The sequence below is a fragment of the Plantactinospora endophytica genome, from assembly GCF_016862915.1.
Classification (GTDB): Bacteria; Actinomycetota; Actinomycetes; order Mycobacteriales; family Micromonosporaceae; genus Plantactinospora; species Plantactinospora endophytica.
Genome location: NZ_BONW01000016.1, coordinates 398,668 through 415,816, shown reverse-complemented (window position 1 = coordinate 415,816; position 17,149 = coordinate 398,668). Strand labels below are relative to the sequence as shown.

12 protein-coding genes are annotated in these 17,149 nt (G+C 73.5%); 6 read left to right on the top strand and 6 right to left on the bottom strand.

Going from position 1 to position 17,149, the window contains the following annotated elements; genetic code table 11:
- Nucleotides 1-7: 7 nt before the first annotated feature.
- Nucleotides 8-1,177: an amino acid ABC transporter substrate-binding protein gene (locus Pen02_RS17680; RefSeq protein ID WP_239140890.1), complete on the bottom strand. Its 1,170-nt coding sequence runs from the start codon at nt 1,175-1,177 to the stop codon at nt 8-10.
- A 192-nt stretch (nt 1,178-1,369) separates the two neighbouring features.
- On the opposite strand from Pen02_RS17680, the gene Pen02_RS17675 reads away from it, so the two are divergent.
- The gene (locus Pen02_RS17675) at nt 1,370-2,401 is read left to right on the top strand and encodes a LacI family DNA-binding transcriptional regulator (protein WP_203867145.1); all 1,032 of its coding nucleotides are present in this window, start codon (nt 1,370-1,372) and stop codon (nt 2,399-2,401) included.
- Between the two features lie 128 nt (nt 2,402-2,529).
- Here Pen02_RS17675 and Pen02_RS17670 read toward each other — a convergent pair whose 3' ends face one another.
- Together Pen02_RS17670 and Pen02_RS17665 are read right to left on the bottom strand one after the other, a co-directional pair.
- Complete coding sequence (locus Pen02_RS17670) at nt 2,530-4,914, bottom strand: ABC transporter permease (RefSeq protein WP_203867144.1); 2,385 nt, start codon at nt 4,912-4,914, stop codon at nt 2,530-2,532.
- A complete protein-coding gene (locus Pen02_RS17665) occupies nt 4,911-5,603 on the bottom strand; it encodes an ABC transporter ATP-binding protein (RefSeq protein WP_203867143.1) in 693 nt (230 codons plus the stop codon). Before Pen02_RS17665 ends, Pen02_RS17670 begins: the two co-directional genes overlap by 4 nt.
- Before the next feature lie 207 nt (nt 5,604-5,810).
- Between Pen02_RS17665 and Pen02_RS17660 the strand changes: the two genes are divergently transcribed.
- Together Pen02_RS17660 and Pen02_RS17655 are read left to right on the top strand one after the other, a co-directional pair.
- Nucleotides 5,811-7,181 (top strand): sensor histidine kinase, encoded by a 1,371-nt coding sequence (locus Pen02_RS17660; protein ID WP_203867142.1) that lies wholly within the window; start codon nt 5,811-5,813, stop codon nt 7,179-7,181.
- On the top strand, nt 7,178-7,849 hold the full coding sequence (locus Pen02_RS17655; RefSeq protein ID WP_203867141.1) for a response regulator: 672 nt from the start codon (nt 7,178-7,180) through the stop codon (nt 7,847-7,849). The genes Pen02_RS17660 and Pen02_RS17655 overlap by 4 nt, the downstream gene beginning before the upstream one ends.
- A gap of 33 nt (nt 7,850-7,882) precedes the next feature.
- Here Pen02_RS17655 and Pen02_RS17650 read toward each other — a convergent pair whose 3' ends face one another.
- A complete protein-coding gene (locus Pen02_RS17650; protein ID WP_203867140.1) occupies nt 7,883-8,848 on the bottom strand; it encodes an SH3 domain-containing protein in 966 nt (321 codons plus the stop codon).
- A gap of 198 nt (nt 8,849-9,046) precedes the next feature.
- Here Pen02_RS17650 and Pen02_RS17645 point away from each other — a divergent pair, with 198 nt between their 5' ends.
- The 3 genes from Pen02_RS17645 (at nt 9,047) to Pen02_RS17635 (ending at nt 12,928) form a co-directional block, all read left to right on the top strand.
- Nucleotides 9,047-9,646: an RNA polymerase sigma factor gene (locus tag Pen02_RS17645; RefSeq protein ID WP_203867139.1), complete on the top strand. Its 600-nt coding sequence runs from the start codon at nt 9,047-9,049 to the stop codon at nt 9,644-9,646.
- 73 nt (nt 9,647-9,719) lie between these two features.
- Nucleotides 9,720-10,160, top strand: a complete 441-nt coding sequence (locus tag Pen02_RS17640) for a hypothetical protein (RefSeq protein ID WP_203867138.1) — start codon at nt 9,720-9,722, stop codon at nt 10,158-10,160.
- A gap of 56 nt (nt 10,161-10,216) precedes the next feature.
- Nucleotides 10,217-12,928 carry a CHAT domain-containing protein gene (locus tag Pen02_RS17635; protein ID WP_203867137.1) on the top strand — a complete coding sequence of 904 codons (2,712 nt, stop codon included), beginning with the start codon at nt 10,217-10,219 and terminating at the stop codon, nt 12,926-12,928.
- Between the two features lie 34 nt (nt 12,929-12,962).
- On the opposite strand, the gene Pen02_RS17630 is transcribed toward Pen02_RS17635, so the two are convergent.
- Nucleotides 12,963-14,246 carry a S8 family peptidase gene (locus tag Pen02_RS17630; protein ID WP_203867136.1) on the bottom strand — a complete coding sequence of 428 codons (1,284 nt, stop codon included), beginning with the start codon at nt 14,244-14,246 and terminating at the stop codon, nt 12,963-12,965.
- 213 nt (nt 14,247-14,459) lie between these two features.
- Nucleotides 14,460-16,934, bottom strand: coding sequence for a family 20 glycosylhydrolase (locus Pen02_RS17625; RefSeq protein WP_203867135.1), 2,475 nt, complete (start codon nt 16,932-16,934; stop codon nt 14,460-14,462).
- Between the last annotated feature and the right edge of the window lie 215 nt (nt 16,935-17,149).

Sequence of the window (17,149 nt, the reverse complement as noted above, 5' to 3'; positions counted from 1 at the left end):
CGCTACCTCACCAGGCCGGCTTCGGGTAGACGATGTCGACTTCCTTCGCCTCGGTGGGCAGTACGATCTGGATCTGCCCGCCGACCCACTGCTGGATCATGTGCGCGCCCTGCGGTTTGCCGGTGGCGTCCCAGGTGAGCGGCCCGACGACCGTCTCGACCTTGTTGCCCCGGATCCAGTCGACCAGCTTCTGCTGGCACTCGCCCTGCTCGGCGCAGCCGGCGGCGGTGACGGCCGCGGCCACCACCTGGCCGGTGGTGTAGGCGTTCGCCTCGTCCTCCTCCGGCGGCGAGCCGAACTGCGCCGTGTACTTCTCGACGAACTCGACGTTGCTCGGATAGGGCGCCTTCTGCGTGTAGCCGGTCGGCGCGAGGATGCCCTCGGTCTTGTTGCCGATCGCGGCGGCGAACTCCGGGCTGGTCGGCGCGGTGGAGAAGGCCGCCAGCTTCGGCTGGTACCTCAACTGTTGCAGGGCGACGATCAGGTTCACCCCGTCCTGGTACTGCGAGCCGCCGACCACCATGTCCGCCCTGGAGGCTGCGATCTTGGCGGCGATGGTGCTGAAGTCGGTGGTGTTCGGCGGGTACACCTCGTCGACGACGGTGCGCACCCCGCCCGCCTCCAGCTTCGCCTTCAGCCCGTACGCGGTGCCCTGGGCGAACGGGTCGTCCATGGCGGCGTACGCGACCGTGGTCGGCCGCTGGCCGGGTGGCAGGGCGAGCAGGTATTCGGCGAGGTGGTTGTAGTGGTCGTCGGCGACCGCCGGTGCGGCGTAGAACAGGTTCTTGAAGCCCTGTGTGAAGACCTCCTTCGCCGCGCCGGCCGGCTCGACGAAGAGCATGCCGTACTCCTCGGCGACCCGGGCGGCCGGGACGACCAGGCGGGTCGAGAACGGACCCACCACAATGTCCACGTTGTCCTTGCCGATCAACTGCTCGTAGTCGGCCACCACCCGGTCGGCGTTGGACTGGTCGTCGAGGATCTTCAGCTCGACCTGCCGGCCGAGCAGGCCACCCTTGTCGTTGGTGATCTTGGCCCACGCCTCGTAGCCGCGTTGCACACCCTTGCCGGGCTCGGAGAAGTCGCCGGTCAGCGGGAGCGAGATCCCGACGACGATCGGGTCGTCGGAGGAGCCCGACCCGCCGTCGTCGCCGCAGCCCGCCAGCAGAAGTGCCACCGCCGCGCCGAGGGCCGTGGCCCGTCGTCCGCGTGTCGCTCGGGATGTCCGTGTCGCTCGGGATGTCATTCCTGACGCTCCTTCGCAGAGGTAACGAAAGCGCTTACGGAAGCGCTTTCGTACCATAGGCTGTGGCTTGCGTCACTCGCAATAGTTACGGCGATGGTCGTTGATGTTTCCGGGGAGTTGCGGATGCCCAAGCCTGGCGCGCGGCTGCGCCTCGTCGACGTCGCCGAACGGGCCGGTGTGTCGCTGGCGACCGCCTCCCGGGCGCTGGCCGGCCGGGACGGGGTCAGCGCCGAGGTGGCCGACCGGGTCCGGCAGGTCTCCCGGGAACTCGGCTACGTCGCCAACCCGTACGCCCGCACGCTGGCCGGGGGCGTCAGCTCGACCGTCGGGCTCGTCGTGCACCAGGTGGACGACCCGTACTTCTCCGAGATCGCCGGCGGGGTCATCCAGGTCGCCGACGAGCAGGGGCTGCTGGTGCAGATCTGCCACTCCGGCCGCGATCCCGAGCACGAGTTGCGCCAGTTGCGGCACCTGATCGCCCAGCGGGTCGGCATCATCCTGATCGCCGGCTCCGGCTACGACGACCCACGGATCCAGGCCGAGGCGCGCCGCGAGCTGGCCGCGTACCAGAACGTGGGCGGCCGGGTCGCGGTGATCGGCCGGCACCCGCTCGGGGTGGACGCGGTGCTGCCGGACAACGAGGCGGGCGGGCACGCGCTCGGGGAACACCTGCTGGCACTGGGCCACCGCCGGATCGCCGTCGCCGCCGCCACCGGCGGACTCACCACCGTCATCGACCGGCTCGCCGGGGTGGCGACCGCGTTGGCCCGACACGGACTCGCCCTCGACGAGCTGCCGATCGTGCACACCGACTTCACCCGGGACGGCGGTCGGGCCGCCGCCGACGAGATCCTGCGCAACCATCCCGACACCACCGCGATCGTGGCGTTGAACGACTCGATGGCGATCGGCGTACTCGCGACGCTGCGGGCGCGCCGGGTCGGCGTACCGGATCGGATCTCCGTGGTCGGCTTCAACGACGTCTCGGTGGCCGCGGACCTGGCACCCGGGCTCACCACGGTCCGGCTGCCGATGACCGACATGGGCCGGATGGCGCTGGAACTCGCCCTCAAGCCGAGGTCGAAGCGGCCCCGGCGGCGGCCGACCGGCCACACGCTGGTGATCCGCGACTCGACCGGACCGGTCCCCGACTGACGCCGGCCGCCGGTCACCCGGCCCGCCCCGGATCGCGACCGCCCGGCGCGTCCACCGACGATCCGACGTCCGGCGCCGGTGTGCCGCCCACCCCCCGTCAGGTCGCGGGCGGCACACCGGCCCGCCGGCTACTCCGTGCGCAGTGCGGTGGCGGTCCGGGTACGGGCCGCCCAGCCGGCCGGCAGCAGCGCACCGAGTACGGCGATGCCGAGGCCACCGAGACCGAACAGCGCCAGCGTGACGGGTGTGTAGACGTCGACGACCGAGGCGGGCAGCTCGAAGCCCGTGACGCGGCCCATCTCGCCGAGGGTCAGCCGCTGCATGAGCACGCCGACCGGTGCGCCGACGGCGCCACCGATCAGTCCCGTCACCACCACCGAGGCGACGACCATCGTGATGGTCTGCCGTGGCGTCATGCCCAGCGCCTTGTGTACGCCGAGATCGTGCACCCGTTCCCGGGTCTCCAACACGACCATGTTGAGTACGCCCAGCGCGGCCACCGTGACGAGCATCAGGGTGAGCAGGGTGGTCAGCGTGTTGATGACGATGAGGACCTCCTCGGCCTCCTGCTCGACGACCTCCGCGGTGGCCTCCACCGACGACAGTGCGGTGTTCAGCGCCTGCACGTAGGCGGCCGGATCGGTGCCCGGGGTGAGCGTGACGAAGTACTCCACGGCCCGCAGGTCCGGCTGGGCGGCCGCCAGGGTCGCGACGGCGGTGAGCACCTGCATCCCCCTGGACTCGGGATTGAAGACCTCGCCGACGATGCGGACCGGGATCTGCCTGCCGTGGTCGGTAAGCACGATGCTGTCCCCGACCCGGGTACCGGTGGCGGTGAGGAACGGTCTGGCGACCACGATCTCGCCGGGCTGGCGGAACCAGCTACCGGAGATCATCTCGTAGCTCGACGCGGCACCGTCGCCGGTGAAGGCGAGGGCCTCGACGGCACTGGTGAGTCCGGCGGCGGTCACCTCGGTCTGCGCGACACCGCTGTACCCGGCGGTCCCGGCCTGTGCGGTGATCGCCTCGACCACCGCCACCGGGTCCGGCGCGGGCGGCGGCCCCGACGCGACCCTCGGGCTGCCCTCGACCGGCGGCCCGCCCTCCGGCGGCGGCGCGGACATCGGGCGGCCCGGGAAGATGACGACGTCGCCGTGCTTCTCGGTGGCCCGGACCTCGTTCAGCGAGGCACCTAGGCCGACGGCGAAGGTCGCGGCGGCGGCACCGAACGCGATCGCCGCGACGACGGTCGCCGACCGGAGGACCCGGGCGAACGGCTGGGCCAGCCCGAGGGTCACCGGTCGGGGCAGCGGAAGTCGGGCCGCCAGCCGCGCCGCCCACTGGCCCCGCCCCGGCCCGGGCGTACGACCGACGGCCAGCACCTCGACGGTACGCAGCCGGCCGGCCCGGGACGCCGCCGCCCACGCGGTCACCGCGACCACAGCCAGCGCTCCGACGAGCACCAGGACGTTGACCGACGGGGTGACGCCACTGTCCGAGGTGCCGTACACCGCGTTGGTCTGCGCCAGCACCGGCAGGACCAGGAGGTTGCCCGCGACGACGCCGAGCAGCGCACCGACCACGGCGGGAACCAGCGCCTGCACCGTGTACGCCCGGACCACCTGCCGGGGCGTGAAGCCGAGCGCCTTCAGCACACCGATCCGGTGCGTACCGGTGCTGACCGCCCCGGCGATGACGTTGCCGATGATGAGCACCGCCATCAGTACGCCGAGTACCCCGAACGCGATCAGGAACGGCACGAACAGCACCGTGTTGCCGGCGCTGTTGGTCCGGGTGGTGAGCCAGGACCGGGCACCGGTCAGCGCCTCCGCGGGTACGCTCGCCTGCACCGCCGCGCGGCCGGCGTCGACCTGCGCCGCCGTGCCGCTCGCGTCGAGCCGGTAGAGCATCTGGTATCCGGCGGTGGCGCCCGGAGCGGTCAACGCCGCGACCTGTTCCGGCACCACCCAGCCGCCGGCGGTCTCGCTGACCGACCGGGCCACTCCGACCACCGTCAGGGCCGGTCCGCCGGGCAGGTCCGGCAGCGACAGCACGTCGCCCACCCCCGGTTGCAGGCTCGGCGGCAGCCGGATGTCGCCGTGCAGCACGATCTCGCCGGGGCCGGTCACCCACCGGCCCTCGGTCACCGTGACGGCGTCGACGGGTCCGCCGGCATCGGCCCGCCCGACCACGGTGATCGGTCGTACCGGTCCACGCTCCTCGGCAGGAGTGATCGTCGTGATCGGGAACGGGCCGGCGGCCTCGGTCACCCCGGCCGCCGTCGCGGACGCCGCCAGTTGCGCCGCCGTCGTCCTGGCCGCGTCGAACTGTGCGGTCAGATGCGCGCCGTGCTGCTGGGCGAAAGCCCGGTCGAACGGCGCCTCCGCGGCCACCATCAGCGATCCGCCGAGCACGGCGGCGGTCACCGCGATCATCACCACCAGCCCGATCACCACCGTCTGTACCCGCCGACGTCCCACGCCGGACCGGACCACCCCGCCCAGCGCGCTCATCGGACCGACTCCAACCTGCTGTCGGCGGCGACCCGGCCGTCGACGAGCTGGACCGTGCGGGTGGCGCACGCCTCGGCCAGGGTCAGGTCGTGGGTGACCAGGACGATGGTCTGACCCTCCGCGTGCAGGTCGGTGAGCAGTTGCCGCACCTCCTCGCCGGAGGCGGTGTCCAGCGCACCGGTCGGTTCGTCGGCGAGCAGCAGCGCCGGCCGGTTCATCAGGGCTCTGGCCACCGCGACGCGCTGCCGCTCGCCGCCGGAGAGCCGGCCGGGGTAGGCGGCGGCATGCCGTTCGATGCCGAGCGTGCCGAGCAGCTCCGTCGCGCGGCGCCGCGCCACGGCACGGGCCGTTCCGACCAGTTGGGCCGGCAGCATGACGTTGTCGACCACGGTCAGGTCGTCGAGCAGGTTGAAGAACTGGAACACCATGCCGATCTTCGCCCGGCGGTAGCGGGCGGAGGCGGCCTCGCCCAACCCGTCGACCCGGACACCGTCCACGGTCACCGTGCCGCTGCTCGGCCGGTCCAAGCCGGCGACCAGGTTCAGCAGGGTGGACTTGCCGCTGCCCGAGGGCCCGAGGACGGCCACCGCCTCCCCGGCCCCGATCCGCAGCGACACGCCGTCCAGCGCGGGCGGCCCCTCGTCATACCTGCGGCTCACGTCGGTCAACTCGATCACCGGTGCGGTCATGGTGGTTCCCTCCTGGTCTCCTGCGCCTCCTGGCCGGTCGACGCTAGGTCCGGCCCGGAATCGCGGGCGTCGGCCGCCGGAGGCAAATCCGGTACCGCCCGGGGATGAGCCGGGCGGGCGTCATCCCCGAGGCGTAGTCGACGGAGGTAGCCGGGTGGTCAACTCGACGGATATCGCGGGCCGGACACGGTGGGTGAGAATGGCCCGGTGAGAAACGGGGCGCTGACCGGCCGACTGTGGGCCCGGGTCAGGCTGCTGGTGCAGCCGTCCGGTCCGCTGCCGAGCCTCACCTGGCGCGGCCGGATCTTCGACGGACTCCTGGCGCTGAGCCTGCTCCTCGCCGCGATCGTGGAGGGGGACAGCCAGGACCGGGGCGAGCGGACGTCGGTCGTCGCGTTCGACAACGCGGACTTCCCCGAGCCGGCTCCGCAGCCACCGGCGCCCGACGGGTACCCGCCACCGGCGCCGCCCGCCCCGCTCCGGCCCCGGGAGGTGCCCGAGCCCTTCCTGCCGATCGAGGACTACGAAATCGCCTCGACGGTCGTCATGCTCCTCGTGGTGGTGCTGCCGCTGGTCCTCCGCCGCCGGTACCCGCTCGCGGTGCTCTGGGTCGTGCTGTTCACGGCTCCGCTGGCGAGCGACTTCAACGCCGCGTTGCGGGTCTCCTTCTACGCCTGCGTCATCGCCGCCTACACGGCCGCCGTCTACAGCCCCTTCCGGCTGCCCGCGCTGGCCAGCCTGCCGGTGGCGGCGTTCATCTACACCCAGCTCCGGGAGCCGGCGGTGCCCACCGTGCCGGACAGCGCCGTGCCGTTCCTGATCCTCATCCCGATCGTGCTCGCGGCCAACGGGCTGCGCCGGTGGAAACGGCGGGCCGACGAGGACCGGGCCCGGCTGTCCACACTGGAGCAGGAGCAGGCCGAGGCGCTGCGGCGGGCCGCCGAGCACGAACGCGCCCGGATCGCCCGCGAACTGCACGACGTGGTGACGCACAACGTGAGCGTCATGGTCATCCAGGCCGGCGCCGCCCGTAAGGTGATGCGGGCCGACCCCGACCAGGCCCAGCAGGCACTCCTCTCCGTCGAGGCCGGCGGCCGGGCCGCGATGGCCGAGCTGCGCCACGTGATGGGGCTGCTGACCATGGACAGCGACGGTGACGATCCGGCGGCCACCAGCGGGCTGACCCCCCAACCGGGCCTCGACCGGCTGGAGGCGCTGGTGCGGCGGGTACGCGACACCGGGATACCTGTCGAGCTGACCGTGACCGGCGAACCCCGCCCGCTGCTGCGCGGAGTCGAGCTGACCGCCTACCGGGTGGTCCAGGAGGCGCTGACCAACACGGTCAAGCACGCCTCCGGCGCGACCGCCCGGGTCCTCGTCGAGTACGGCACCGACGAACTCCGGGTCGAGGCCACCGACACCGGCGGCAGCCCAGGCGTCTCCGCCGCGAGCGGTGCCGGGCACGGCCTGATCGGCCTGCGCGAGCGGCTGGCCGTCTACGGCGGCACCCTGGAAGCCGGACGACGGCTCAGCGGAGGCTACCGGGTCACCGCGCGGATCCCGCTGGAGGCGCCATGACCGCACCGCCGCTGCGCGTCGTCGTCGCGGACGACCAGGCGCTGGTCCGTACCGGCTTCCGGATGATCCTCACCGCCGACGCCATCGACGTGGTCGCCGAGGCGACGAACGGCAGCGAGGCGATCGACGCGGTCCGGCGTACCCTGCCGGACGTCGTGCTGATGGACGTCCGGATGCCGGAGATGGACGGACTGGAAGCCACCCGGCGCATCCTCACCGGCGCCGCCACCGATCCCCGGGTGATCATTTTGACCACGTTCGACCTCGACCACTACGTGTACGCGGCGCTCTCCGCCGGCGCCAGCGGATTCCTGCTCAAGGACGTCACCCCCGAGCACCTGGTCGCCGCCGTCCGGATGGTCCGCTCCGGCGACGCGCTGCTGGCTCCCACCATCACCCGACGGCTCGTCGAACGGTTCGCCAGCCGCAGCGCCGACCCGGCGGCGACACACCGCGACCTGTCCACCCTGACGCCACGCGAACTGGAGGTGCTGCGGCTGCTCGCCCAGGGCCTGAGCAACGCCGAACTCGCCGCCCACCTGCACCTGTCCGAGGCGACCGTCAAGACGCACGTCGCCCGCATCCTCGGCAAGCTCGGACTCCGCGACCGCGTCCAGGCCGTCGTCGTCGCGTACGAGACCGGACTGGTCAGCCCCGGCGGGCAGTAGCCGGCGGCGCGGGCGGGGCCGGGTCGACGGTGTTCAGCCGCCCGGGCACTCGGCGGGTCTGCCCAGCAGCAGCGGGTCGTCCAGGTGGGCCGCCGAGACGAAGCCGGTCTCGCCCAGGATGTCGACCCGGCCCCACAGGTCGGTTCCGTCGGTCGGCTCGCCGGTGCGGTAGCAACTCACCCGGCCGAGCGTGCCGTCCGGGACCCGGCGGAGTACCGGATCGCCCCGGGACGGTCCGGACCGCAGCGCGACGTCCGGTTCGGCCTCGACCGCGACGAGGCGCCCGTCCCCGGGTACGAGCTGGTCCTGGAGTTGTCGGCAGACCAGCGTGGAGGAACCGATCCAGATCACGGTGAAGTCCTCGCCCGAACGCCGGTCCCGAGCGGTGTTGAAGCAGAACGTCGGGCTGTCCCGCTCGGGACCGTCGCCCCGGACGCCCAGGCCCAGCGAGGCGATCTGCTGGATGAGGGCGCAGGCGGTCACCTCCGCCGCCGCGCCCAGCCGGCCCCGGACCACGGCGGCGATCCCGACCGCCCACCGGTCCTGCCGGCTCTGGAAGATCCGCATCGCCAGCCGGTCCCTCCGGTACGCGCACTCGGCGACGTCGTTCACCACGCTGAGCCGGTTGACGAACCGGTCCAGCCGGCCGACGAACTCGGTGGCCCGACCCGCGCCGGTCCGCTCGGCGGCCGGGATCATGCTGATCACCTGACCGACCAGCCCGGCATGGGGCAGGCAGGGATTCTCCACCGTGACGTACCGGTCCGAGTCGAACTTCGGCAGCCGCGCGCCGGTCAGCTTGCCGGCCTTCGGGCAGGCCCCGGACTCCGGCTCGGACTCCGATCCACCCGCGACGTTCCGGTCCGGCGGATCCTGCTGGGTCGGTTCGCAGCCGGCCAATACGACGCCGGCAACGGCGAGCGCCGCGAGCCATGCCCGGGGCGTACGGATCGGACGCAGTACCCGTGCGGCTCCCCGCCGCACACCGCTCTCAGTCATACTCTGTCCGAGTACGGTCGGAGCGCCGTTGATGCACCGGGACGGATACCGGTCAACCCGGAATCCCGTACGGCCCGAGTCGACGGTCGAGGACCGCCACGACCCGAGACCGGCTGTGCATTACCTTCCTCGAATTCGACTCTACTTGTCATAGGCGCAGCGCCTACTGGTCACGACCCTTGGCACCGAGGGGGCCGGATGCTGGGAAGCCCGGACAACGACAACGCCGACCTGCTCGTCCGCGCCGCCGACGGCGACCAGGTCGCCTGGAACGCGCTGGTCGACCGGTACAACAATCTGCTGTGGTCCATCGCCCGCGGCTTCCGGCTCGACGTCGCCGACGCGGCCGACGCCGTGCAGAACACCTGGCTGCGCCTGGTGGAGAACCTGGACCGGATCGCCGATCCGGAGCGGCTCGCGAGCTGGCTCGGCACCACGGCGCGGCGGGAGTGTCTGCAACTTCTCCGCCGGGCCGGCCGGCAGCCGACCGCCGGCACCCCGGAACTCCTCACCGAACTGCCCGACCCGGCGCCACCGCTGGACACCGACCTGCTGCGCGACGAGCGTGATGCGGCGCTCTGGCGTGCCCTGGAGAGCCTGTCGGAACGGTGTCGCCAACTGCTCCGGATCCTGATGGCCTCGCCTCCGCCCCGGTACACCGAGGTCGCCGCCGCGCTCGGGATGGCGGTCGGCACCGTCGGACCGGCCCGACAGCGCTGCCTGGAAAGCCTCCGGCAGCTCGCCGAGGCCGACGAACTGCTCGGCGGCCGGGCCTCGGCCGCACCGGAGCGACCATGACCAGGCGGAGCAACGCCGTCGGGCGGCGCGACCCGGCGCGGCGTCGGCGGGCCGGGTGGAAGGAGGTACGGCGATGACCGACGACGAGCTGGTCGACCGGTTGCGGGCGATCGCCGTACGGGTGGATCCGCCGCCGGACTTCGTGGCCGAACTGGCCCGGGCCGCCCTGTCGACCCGCCGGATCGACGAGGTGCTGGCGGAGCTGGTACACGACTCGACCACGGAACTGCCGGCCCTCGCCCGCAGCGACGACGAGCAGCTACGCCTGCTCTCCTTCGAACACGGCGCGGTGTCGATCGAACTCCAGGTGCACACCGTGGACGGCACGGTGTCGATCCGTGGCCTGGTCGACGGGGCCACCGGGGACGTCACCGTCGAAACGTCGCGCGGCTCGCGGGAGGCACCGGTCGACGAGGAGGGCTGGTTCACCGTGGACGGTCTGGCCACCGGGGTGCTGCGGCTGCGGGTACCGGCCGGCGACACGACGGTGACCACCAGTTGGATCACGCCCTGAGCGGATAGCACCGGGCCGGGGGGCCGGGCTGGATACGGGACGGGAGGCTTCGCGCGATGGGGGGTGCCCAGCCGGCCGGTACGGCGCGAGCGGTCGCGGACGGCGCGCTCACAGCACGGGCGGTCGCCGACGGCGCGCTGCCGGCGCGGGCGGTCGCCGACGAGGCGCTGGAGCTGGTCGGCCGGGCGCCGCGAGCCGCGCTGGACCGCGCGGACGCGGCGGTCGCGGCGGCTCGGCGGGAGGGTGACGGCACCGCGACGGCGATCGCGCACCGGGCGGCCGGGCTGGCCCTGCGGGAACTCGCCGAGCTGACCGCCGCCGAACGACGGGTTCGGGCCGCCGTGGCGGCAGCGGTGCGGGCCGGCGCGGAACAGGTCGCCGCGCAGGCGCGGATGAGCCTCGCGCTGGTGCTGCTGGACCAGGGCCGGACCCGGGCCGCCCTGGCGGCGGCGGACCGGGCCGCCCTGGCGCTGCGCGGTCTGCCGGCCGCCCAACTCAAGTGCCAGAAGGCCCTGATCCTGCAACGCACCGGCCGGCTGGACGACGCGCTGGCGACGTTCGCCGAGGCACTGCCGGTGCTGCGCCGCTCCGGCGACGCGCTGTGGGAGGCCCGAGCGCTGAACAACCGTGGCCTGTTGTACGGCTACCGGGGCGCCCTGGCCGCCGCCGAGTCCGACCTGGCCCGGGCCCGCGCCCTGCACCTCGGGCTGGGCCTGGACAAGTTCGCCGCCGACGTGGACTGGAACCGGGGCTTCGTGGCGGCCCGGCGGGGCGACGTACCGGCCGCGCTGGCGCTCTTCGACGCGGCGGAGTCGGCGCTCGTCCGGCACGGCGCGGTACATCCACAGCTCTATCTGGACCGGGCCGAGGTGCTGCTCACGGTGGGGTTGGCCGGCGAGGCACGGCGGATCCTGGGCCGGACGATCGACGGGCTGCGGGCGGCGGGTCACGGCGCCGACCTGGCCGAGGGACTGGTGCTGCTGGCCCGGGCGGCGCTCGCCGACGGTGATCCGGAGCAGGCGCGGTCGGCGAGCCACCGGGCGCGGATCGAGTTCACCCGGCAGGGTCGTACCGGCTGGGCGGTGCAGGCGGGCGTCCTCGAACTGCGCGCCGCCGAACTGGCCGACGAGCCGCCCGGCGCCCTGCTCCGGTCGGCGCTGGCCCGCGCCGCCGAGCTGGCCTCGGTCGGCTGGCGCGCGGCCGAACTCGACGCGCGGCTGGTCGCCGCCGCCGCCGCGACCCGGCTCGGCCGGGCGGCGGTGGCCCGGGAACAGCTCCGCCTCGCCTCGACCGCCCGGGGCGCGGCCTCGCTCGACGTACGGACCCGTGCCTGGTATGCGAGCGCGCTGCTGCGGGTCGCCGACGGAAGCCGGGCCCGGGCGCTGGCGGCGGTCCGGGCCGGGTTGGCCGGGGTCGAGCGCCAGCAGGCGGCGGTGGGTGCGACCGAGTTCCGGGTGCACGTGGCCGGGCATGGCGGGCAGTTGGCCCGGCTCGGGCTGGAGCTGGCCGTCGCCAGGGGCGATCCCCGGCTGGTGCTCGGCTGGGCCGAGCGGATGAGGGCCCGGTCGCTGCGCCTGCCGCCGGCCCGTCCGCCCGCCGACACGGCCCTGGCGGAGGCGCTGGCCGAGTCCCGTCGGCTGTCGGCGGAACTGCTGCGGGACCAGCTCGCCGGCCGGGCCGGTAGCGGCCTCGCCCAGCGGCAGCGGGCCGCCGAGGAGCGGGTGGTGCAGGCCAGCCGGACCGCCCGCAGCCCACTGCACGCGCCGGCCGGTCCACCGCCAGGGATACCGGAGCTGGTGTCCACACTGGATGACGCGGTACTCGTCGAGTACCTGCTGCACCGGGGCGAGCTGTTGGCGGTGACGGTACGGGCCGGGCGGTGCCGGTTGCACCGGCTCGGGGCGGCGGCGCGGGTGGCCGCACTGATCGAGGCGGCGCACTTCGGACTGCGCCGGCTGGCCCTGGGCCTCGGCACCGTACGCTCCACCCGGCTCGTCCGGGAGGCCACCGTCACCGCCGGCCGGCGGCTGGCGGAGGTACTGCTGACACCGCTGTCGGCCGAGCTGTCGGACCGGCCGGCGGTCGTGGTGCCGACCGGTGCGCTGCACGCGGTGCCGTGGGGGCTGCTGCCCGACCTGGCGACCCGACCGGTCCGGGTCGCCCCGTCCGCCGGAGTGTGGCTGCGGGCGAGCCGGTCCGCCGGCTTCGACCCGTCCGGTGCCGCGCTGTTCGCCGCCGGGCCGGGGCTGCCGGCCGCCCGCGACGAGGTACTCGGCATCGCCGGGACGTACCCGGAGGTCACGGTGCTGACCGACGGGTACGCGACGGCCGGCGCCGTACTCGACGCACTGGACGGGGTCGGACTGGCCCACCTGGCGGCGCACGGGCGGCTGCGTACCGACAATCCGCTCTTCTCCGCGCTCGTACTCGGCGACGGGCCGCTGACCGTCTACGACCTCGAACGGCTCACCGACCCGCCGAGACTGGTCGTGCTGCCGTCCTGCCGGTCCGGGGTGTCGGCGGTACGCGCCGGCGACGAGCTGATGGGCCTGGCGGCGGCCCTGCTGGCCCTCGGTACCCGGACGGTCGTCGCGGCGGTCACCCCGGTGCACGACGCGGCCACCACCGCGCTGATGGCCGCGCTGCACCATCGGCTGCGCGCGGGCGAGTCGCCGCAGTCCGCGCTGAGCGGGGTGCGGGCCGGCGTCGACCCGACCGACACCGCCGCCTGGGCCTCGGCGGCCGCGTTCAGCTGTTTCGGCGGCTGAACACGGCCGACCGGCAGGTGCTGGCAGCTCGGTGTCAGGTGGTCAGGTCGATCGGCGGCTGGTAGAGCAGACCCAGGTCGGGCCAGGGCGACGGGGCGAGTTCGGCGAGCAGCTCAAGTGCCGCCTGGCGGCCGGTCCGGGGCCCGCCGGGTGCGGCGAGCCGCCGGGCGATCTCGGCCGCGACCAGCGGTGCGGCAAAGGAGGTACCGCTCCAGCCGGCCCAGCCGTCGAACTCGCGATCGCCGTCGTGCGCGGCCCAGGTGCCCCGGACGTACGTGCTGCCGAGCCGGACCGCCGGGGCGCAGACGTCCACCCAGTCGCCCCGGTTGGAGAAGGAGGTGCGGGCCTGCCCGCCGCCGGTGGAGTCGTAGCCGGCGACGGCCACGACGTGCTTCAGCGCTGCCGGCCAGAACGGCCGGCTGCTGTCGTTGTTGCCGGCGGCGGCGACCACGGCCACGTCCGGGCCCTTGGCGGCGAGTGCCGCCGACAGTCCGGGCGGCGGGTTGTCGTCCTCGGTGTAGCCGCCGAGGGACAGGCAGATCACCGGGGCGACGGTCTCGACCAGTTCGGCGGCGATGGACGCGTCGTCGCCGAGCCCGGTCGGGTCGAGCACCAGGCCGGGATCGACGACCAGTCCGGGCGCCACCCGGCGGACCAGCCCACTGATGAACAGGCCGTGCCCGGCCTGGGTGGCGAGGACACCGGCGGCGCCGGCACCGGGCGGTACGAGCAGGTTCCGGTTGTTCACGTCGGGGGTCAGCCAGGTGGCCAGCGACGGATGCAGGGACATCCAGTCGATCGGCAGACCGGTGTCGAGCACCGCGAGGTCGACGCCGTCCGGCGTGATCCCGGCCGGCACGGCGGCCAGGTCCAGCGGGTCGATCGGGTACGGCTCGCCGCCCGGCCCGCCCTGGTAGAGCGGCTCGCCGAAGTAGACCTGGTTGAGGTCCACCCGGGCGGTGTGGTCGTCGGCCGGCAGCAGGGCACGCAGCTCGCGGACCAGCACCGGCAGGTCGGTCTCGGGCGGCACCTCCCACAGCACCCGGTCAACGGTCTCCAGCCGGGCGTTCAGGTCACCGCTCTCGACGGGCATCCCGACGGTGTTGCGCCAGCCGTCCGGCCCGGCCCATTCGTAGCGGCGGCCGGCGTACCGATCGCGGAGCACGTCGGCGAGTTGGTTCTCGGCGCCGAGGCTGAGCAGCAGTTCGCCCGGGCGGTACAGCGATCGTTCGGTGCTCCTGACCGGGGACAGGCCGTCGCGCACGTCGAGTTCGGCCTGGCGGCGCCGCCGGATCCACTCGCGTTCCACTGCGGTCATTCGACTCTCCTCTGATCTGTCACGTCGCCAATATCAGAGTTCCGGCAGGTGCATTCTGATGCGTCGGCTCTGGTCCGCGACGTGTGGAGCCGAGACGGTTATCCGACAGGTACGGCCGACGGCGGGCGGACCCGCAGGCCCAGCCGGTCCGGAATGGTACGGGCCGGACAGACTCCGGCCCCCGGAGGTCGTACCCGGGGGCCGGAGTGCGGTTCAGAGTTCCCGGCACTGCCCGGTGGCCGGACCCCGCACCGTGTTGGGTACGCCGTTGTCGACCGGCGCCGGGGTGTTGCCGGTGCAGACCAGTGGGCCGCCGACGGTGTTGCCGGCGAGCACCGGTGCCGATTCGGTGTCGGTACCGGTGACGACGAGCGGACCGCCGACGCGTACGCCCTCGACGACGAGTTGCCCGGTGGTGCCGGTGGCCGTCACCGGGCCGGCGACCGAGCCGCCGAGCAGTTCCAGGGTCACCGCACCGGTCGCCTGCACCGGTCCCTGGACCGAGGCCGCCGTGGCGATCAGCGAGCCGCCGGGCCGGATCGTGACCGGGCCGGTGACGGTGGCCCCGGCCAGGCAGGTGACTCCGGTGTCGACCACCAGCGGTCCGCGGTGTCGGTCGGAGACCCGGCTGGTGCAGGTGTCGACGGTGACGGTGAACTCGGAGCTGCTGCTCACCCCGCCGGGTCGGGTGACGGTGACGGTGGCCCGGTAGACGCCGTCACGGGCGTACCGGTGGTTGGCGGTGGCGGTGTAGAGGCCGTTGATCCTGGTGACGGTGCCGGCCGTGCCGCCGACCGTGGCCGGGGAGCTGGTGCCGTCGCCCCAGTCCACGGTCGCGGTGACCTGGTCGGGCGCGACACCCGGCGCGGAGATGGTGGCGAGCGCACCGCCGACCGTACGCGTGTCGCTGTCGACGTCCGGGGCCGCCACGTCGACCTGCCACGGCACCTGCGGCGACGGGTAGAAGTTCTGGCCCCGGAGCTGCCAGCGCAGGCCGTGCCCGGCCACCCGGTCGACGTAGGAGGCGAGGTTGCGGTCCGGGTGGACGTTCGGCGACCAGCCGATCTCCGCCGTCGCCGGCAGCCGGGGGAACGCCTGGAACTCGATGTCGGCGCCGGTGATCAGCGTCTCCGACCACATCGGCGCCTCGACGCCGAGGATGTCCGCGTCGGTCACCGCCGGCAGGGTCTCGCCGCCGACCGTCCGGGCCGGGATGTAGCTGCCCGGGTCGCTGCTGGTGCCGGACCAGTGGTAGAAGTGCGAGACGTCCAGGACGCCGGCCCAGGCGAGGCCGAGCGGACTGGTCGGCCACTGCCGCATGTCCAGGTAGGTGTGGTTGGCCGGTGACATGACGACCTTCATGCCCTTCTGCACCGCCCGCCGGGCCGAGTCGCCGCCGGCACCGGCCGGGTTGCCGTTGCTCCAGAACTGGGCGACCGCCGGAGCGGCGCCGGGGCGGTCGAAGTTCGCCTGGGAGATCTCCGCCCAGCCGATCGAGGTCTTGCCGTGTGCGGTGACGAGGTCGGCCTTGCGGTCGACGAAGTCGACGAACCGGTCGTGCGAGAGGATGGACGCCGGTACCTCGTCGCCGCCGAAGTGGTAGTACGGGCCGGGGGTCAGTGCGCTGAGCTGCGCCACGATGTCGGTGAGGATGGCCCAGGTGTTGGGGCTCTCCGGGCAGAGCGCGCTGTAGCCGACGGCCGTGGTGAGGTTCCACACCGGAGGCGTACGGTTGCTGCAGTTGACGTCCGGCAGCACCGGGTCCGCCTCGGGACCGGCGTACGACATGATGATCGCGTTGGTGTGGCCGGGTGTGTCCACCTCGGGGATGACGGTCATGAAGCGTTCCGCCGCGTAGTTGACGACGTCGACGTACTCCGCCTGGGTCCAGTAGCCGCCCGGGTCGTTGTTGATGGAGAACTGTGCGCCGATCTCGGTGAGTTCGGGTCGGCCGTCGATGGCGATCCGGAAGCCCTGGTCGTCGCCGACGTGCAGGTGCAACGTGTTGATCTTGTATGCGGCGGCCTGGTCGACGTACCGCTTGACCACGGCCGGCGGCTGGAAGTGCCGGGCGATGTCGAGCATGATCCCGCGGTACTCGTAGCGCGGCACGTCCTCGATCCGCACCCCGGCCACCGTCCACGGTCCGGGTCGGACGGTGCGGCTCTCGATCCACGGGGGCAGCAACTGGCGCAACGTCTGTACGCCGTAGAAGAGTCCGGCCGGCCGGGCCGCCGACAGGCGTACGCCGGCACCGGTGACGTCCAGCCGGTATCCCTCGTCGCCGAGTTCGGCGGCGGTCACCAGCCGGAGTTCGATGTCGCCGGGTCGCGGCGCGGCGGCGGCTATCGGGACGGGGTAGCCGGTGGACGGGCGCAGCAGCGCCGCCAGCTCGTCGGCGACCCTGCTGGTCTCGGCGCCGCCGCCGGGGGCGACGACGATCCGGCTGCTCCGGGTGAGGGTGAAGGTCTCGCCCGGCACGGTGACCGCGTTGGCCGGTACCGGGACGACCTGGGTCAACCCGCCCGGGGCGGCGGCTGCCGGGGCCGCCGGGGCGGCCAGTTGCCCGGCCAGCACCACGCTCTGGACCACCAGGGTGATGCCGAGTGCCGCCCGTCCGAGCCGGGCCCGACCGCTCCGGGCCGTACGTCTGTCGTGCTGCGATGTCGACAAGTCCGGCGTCTGCATTGTCACGCCCTCCTGCTCCGGCCGGGGCGGGCGCCCACCGGGCACCGGCTCGTCCCGGAGGCCCGGGGTGTTGCGGGCGCGGACGGCGGTCGATCGCCACGGATCTGGGTCATCGACGCAAGAACGTTCGCCGAATGATAGAGATCGGACAGTCGTACTGTAAAGAGTCCTTACACTCCGGGTGGGCGGAAGCGCGGCGCGGCGCCGATCCGCGC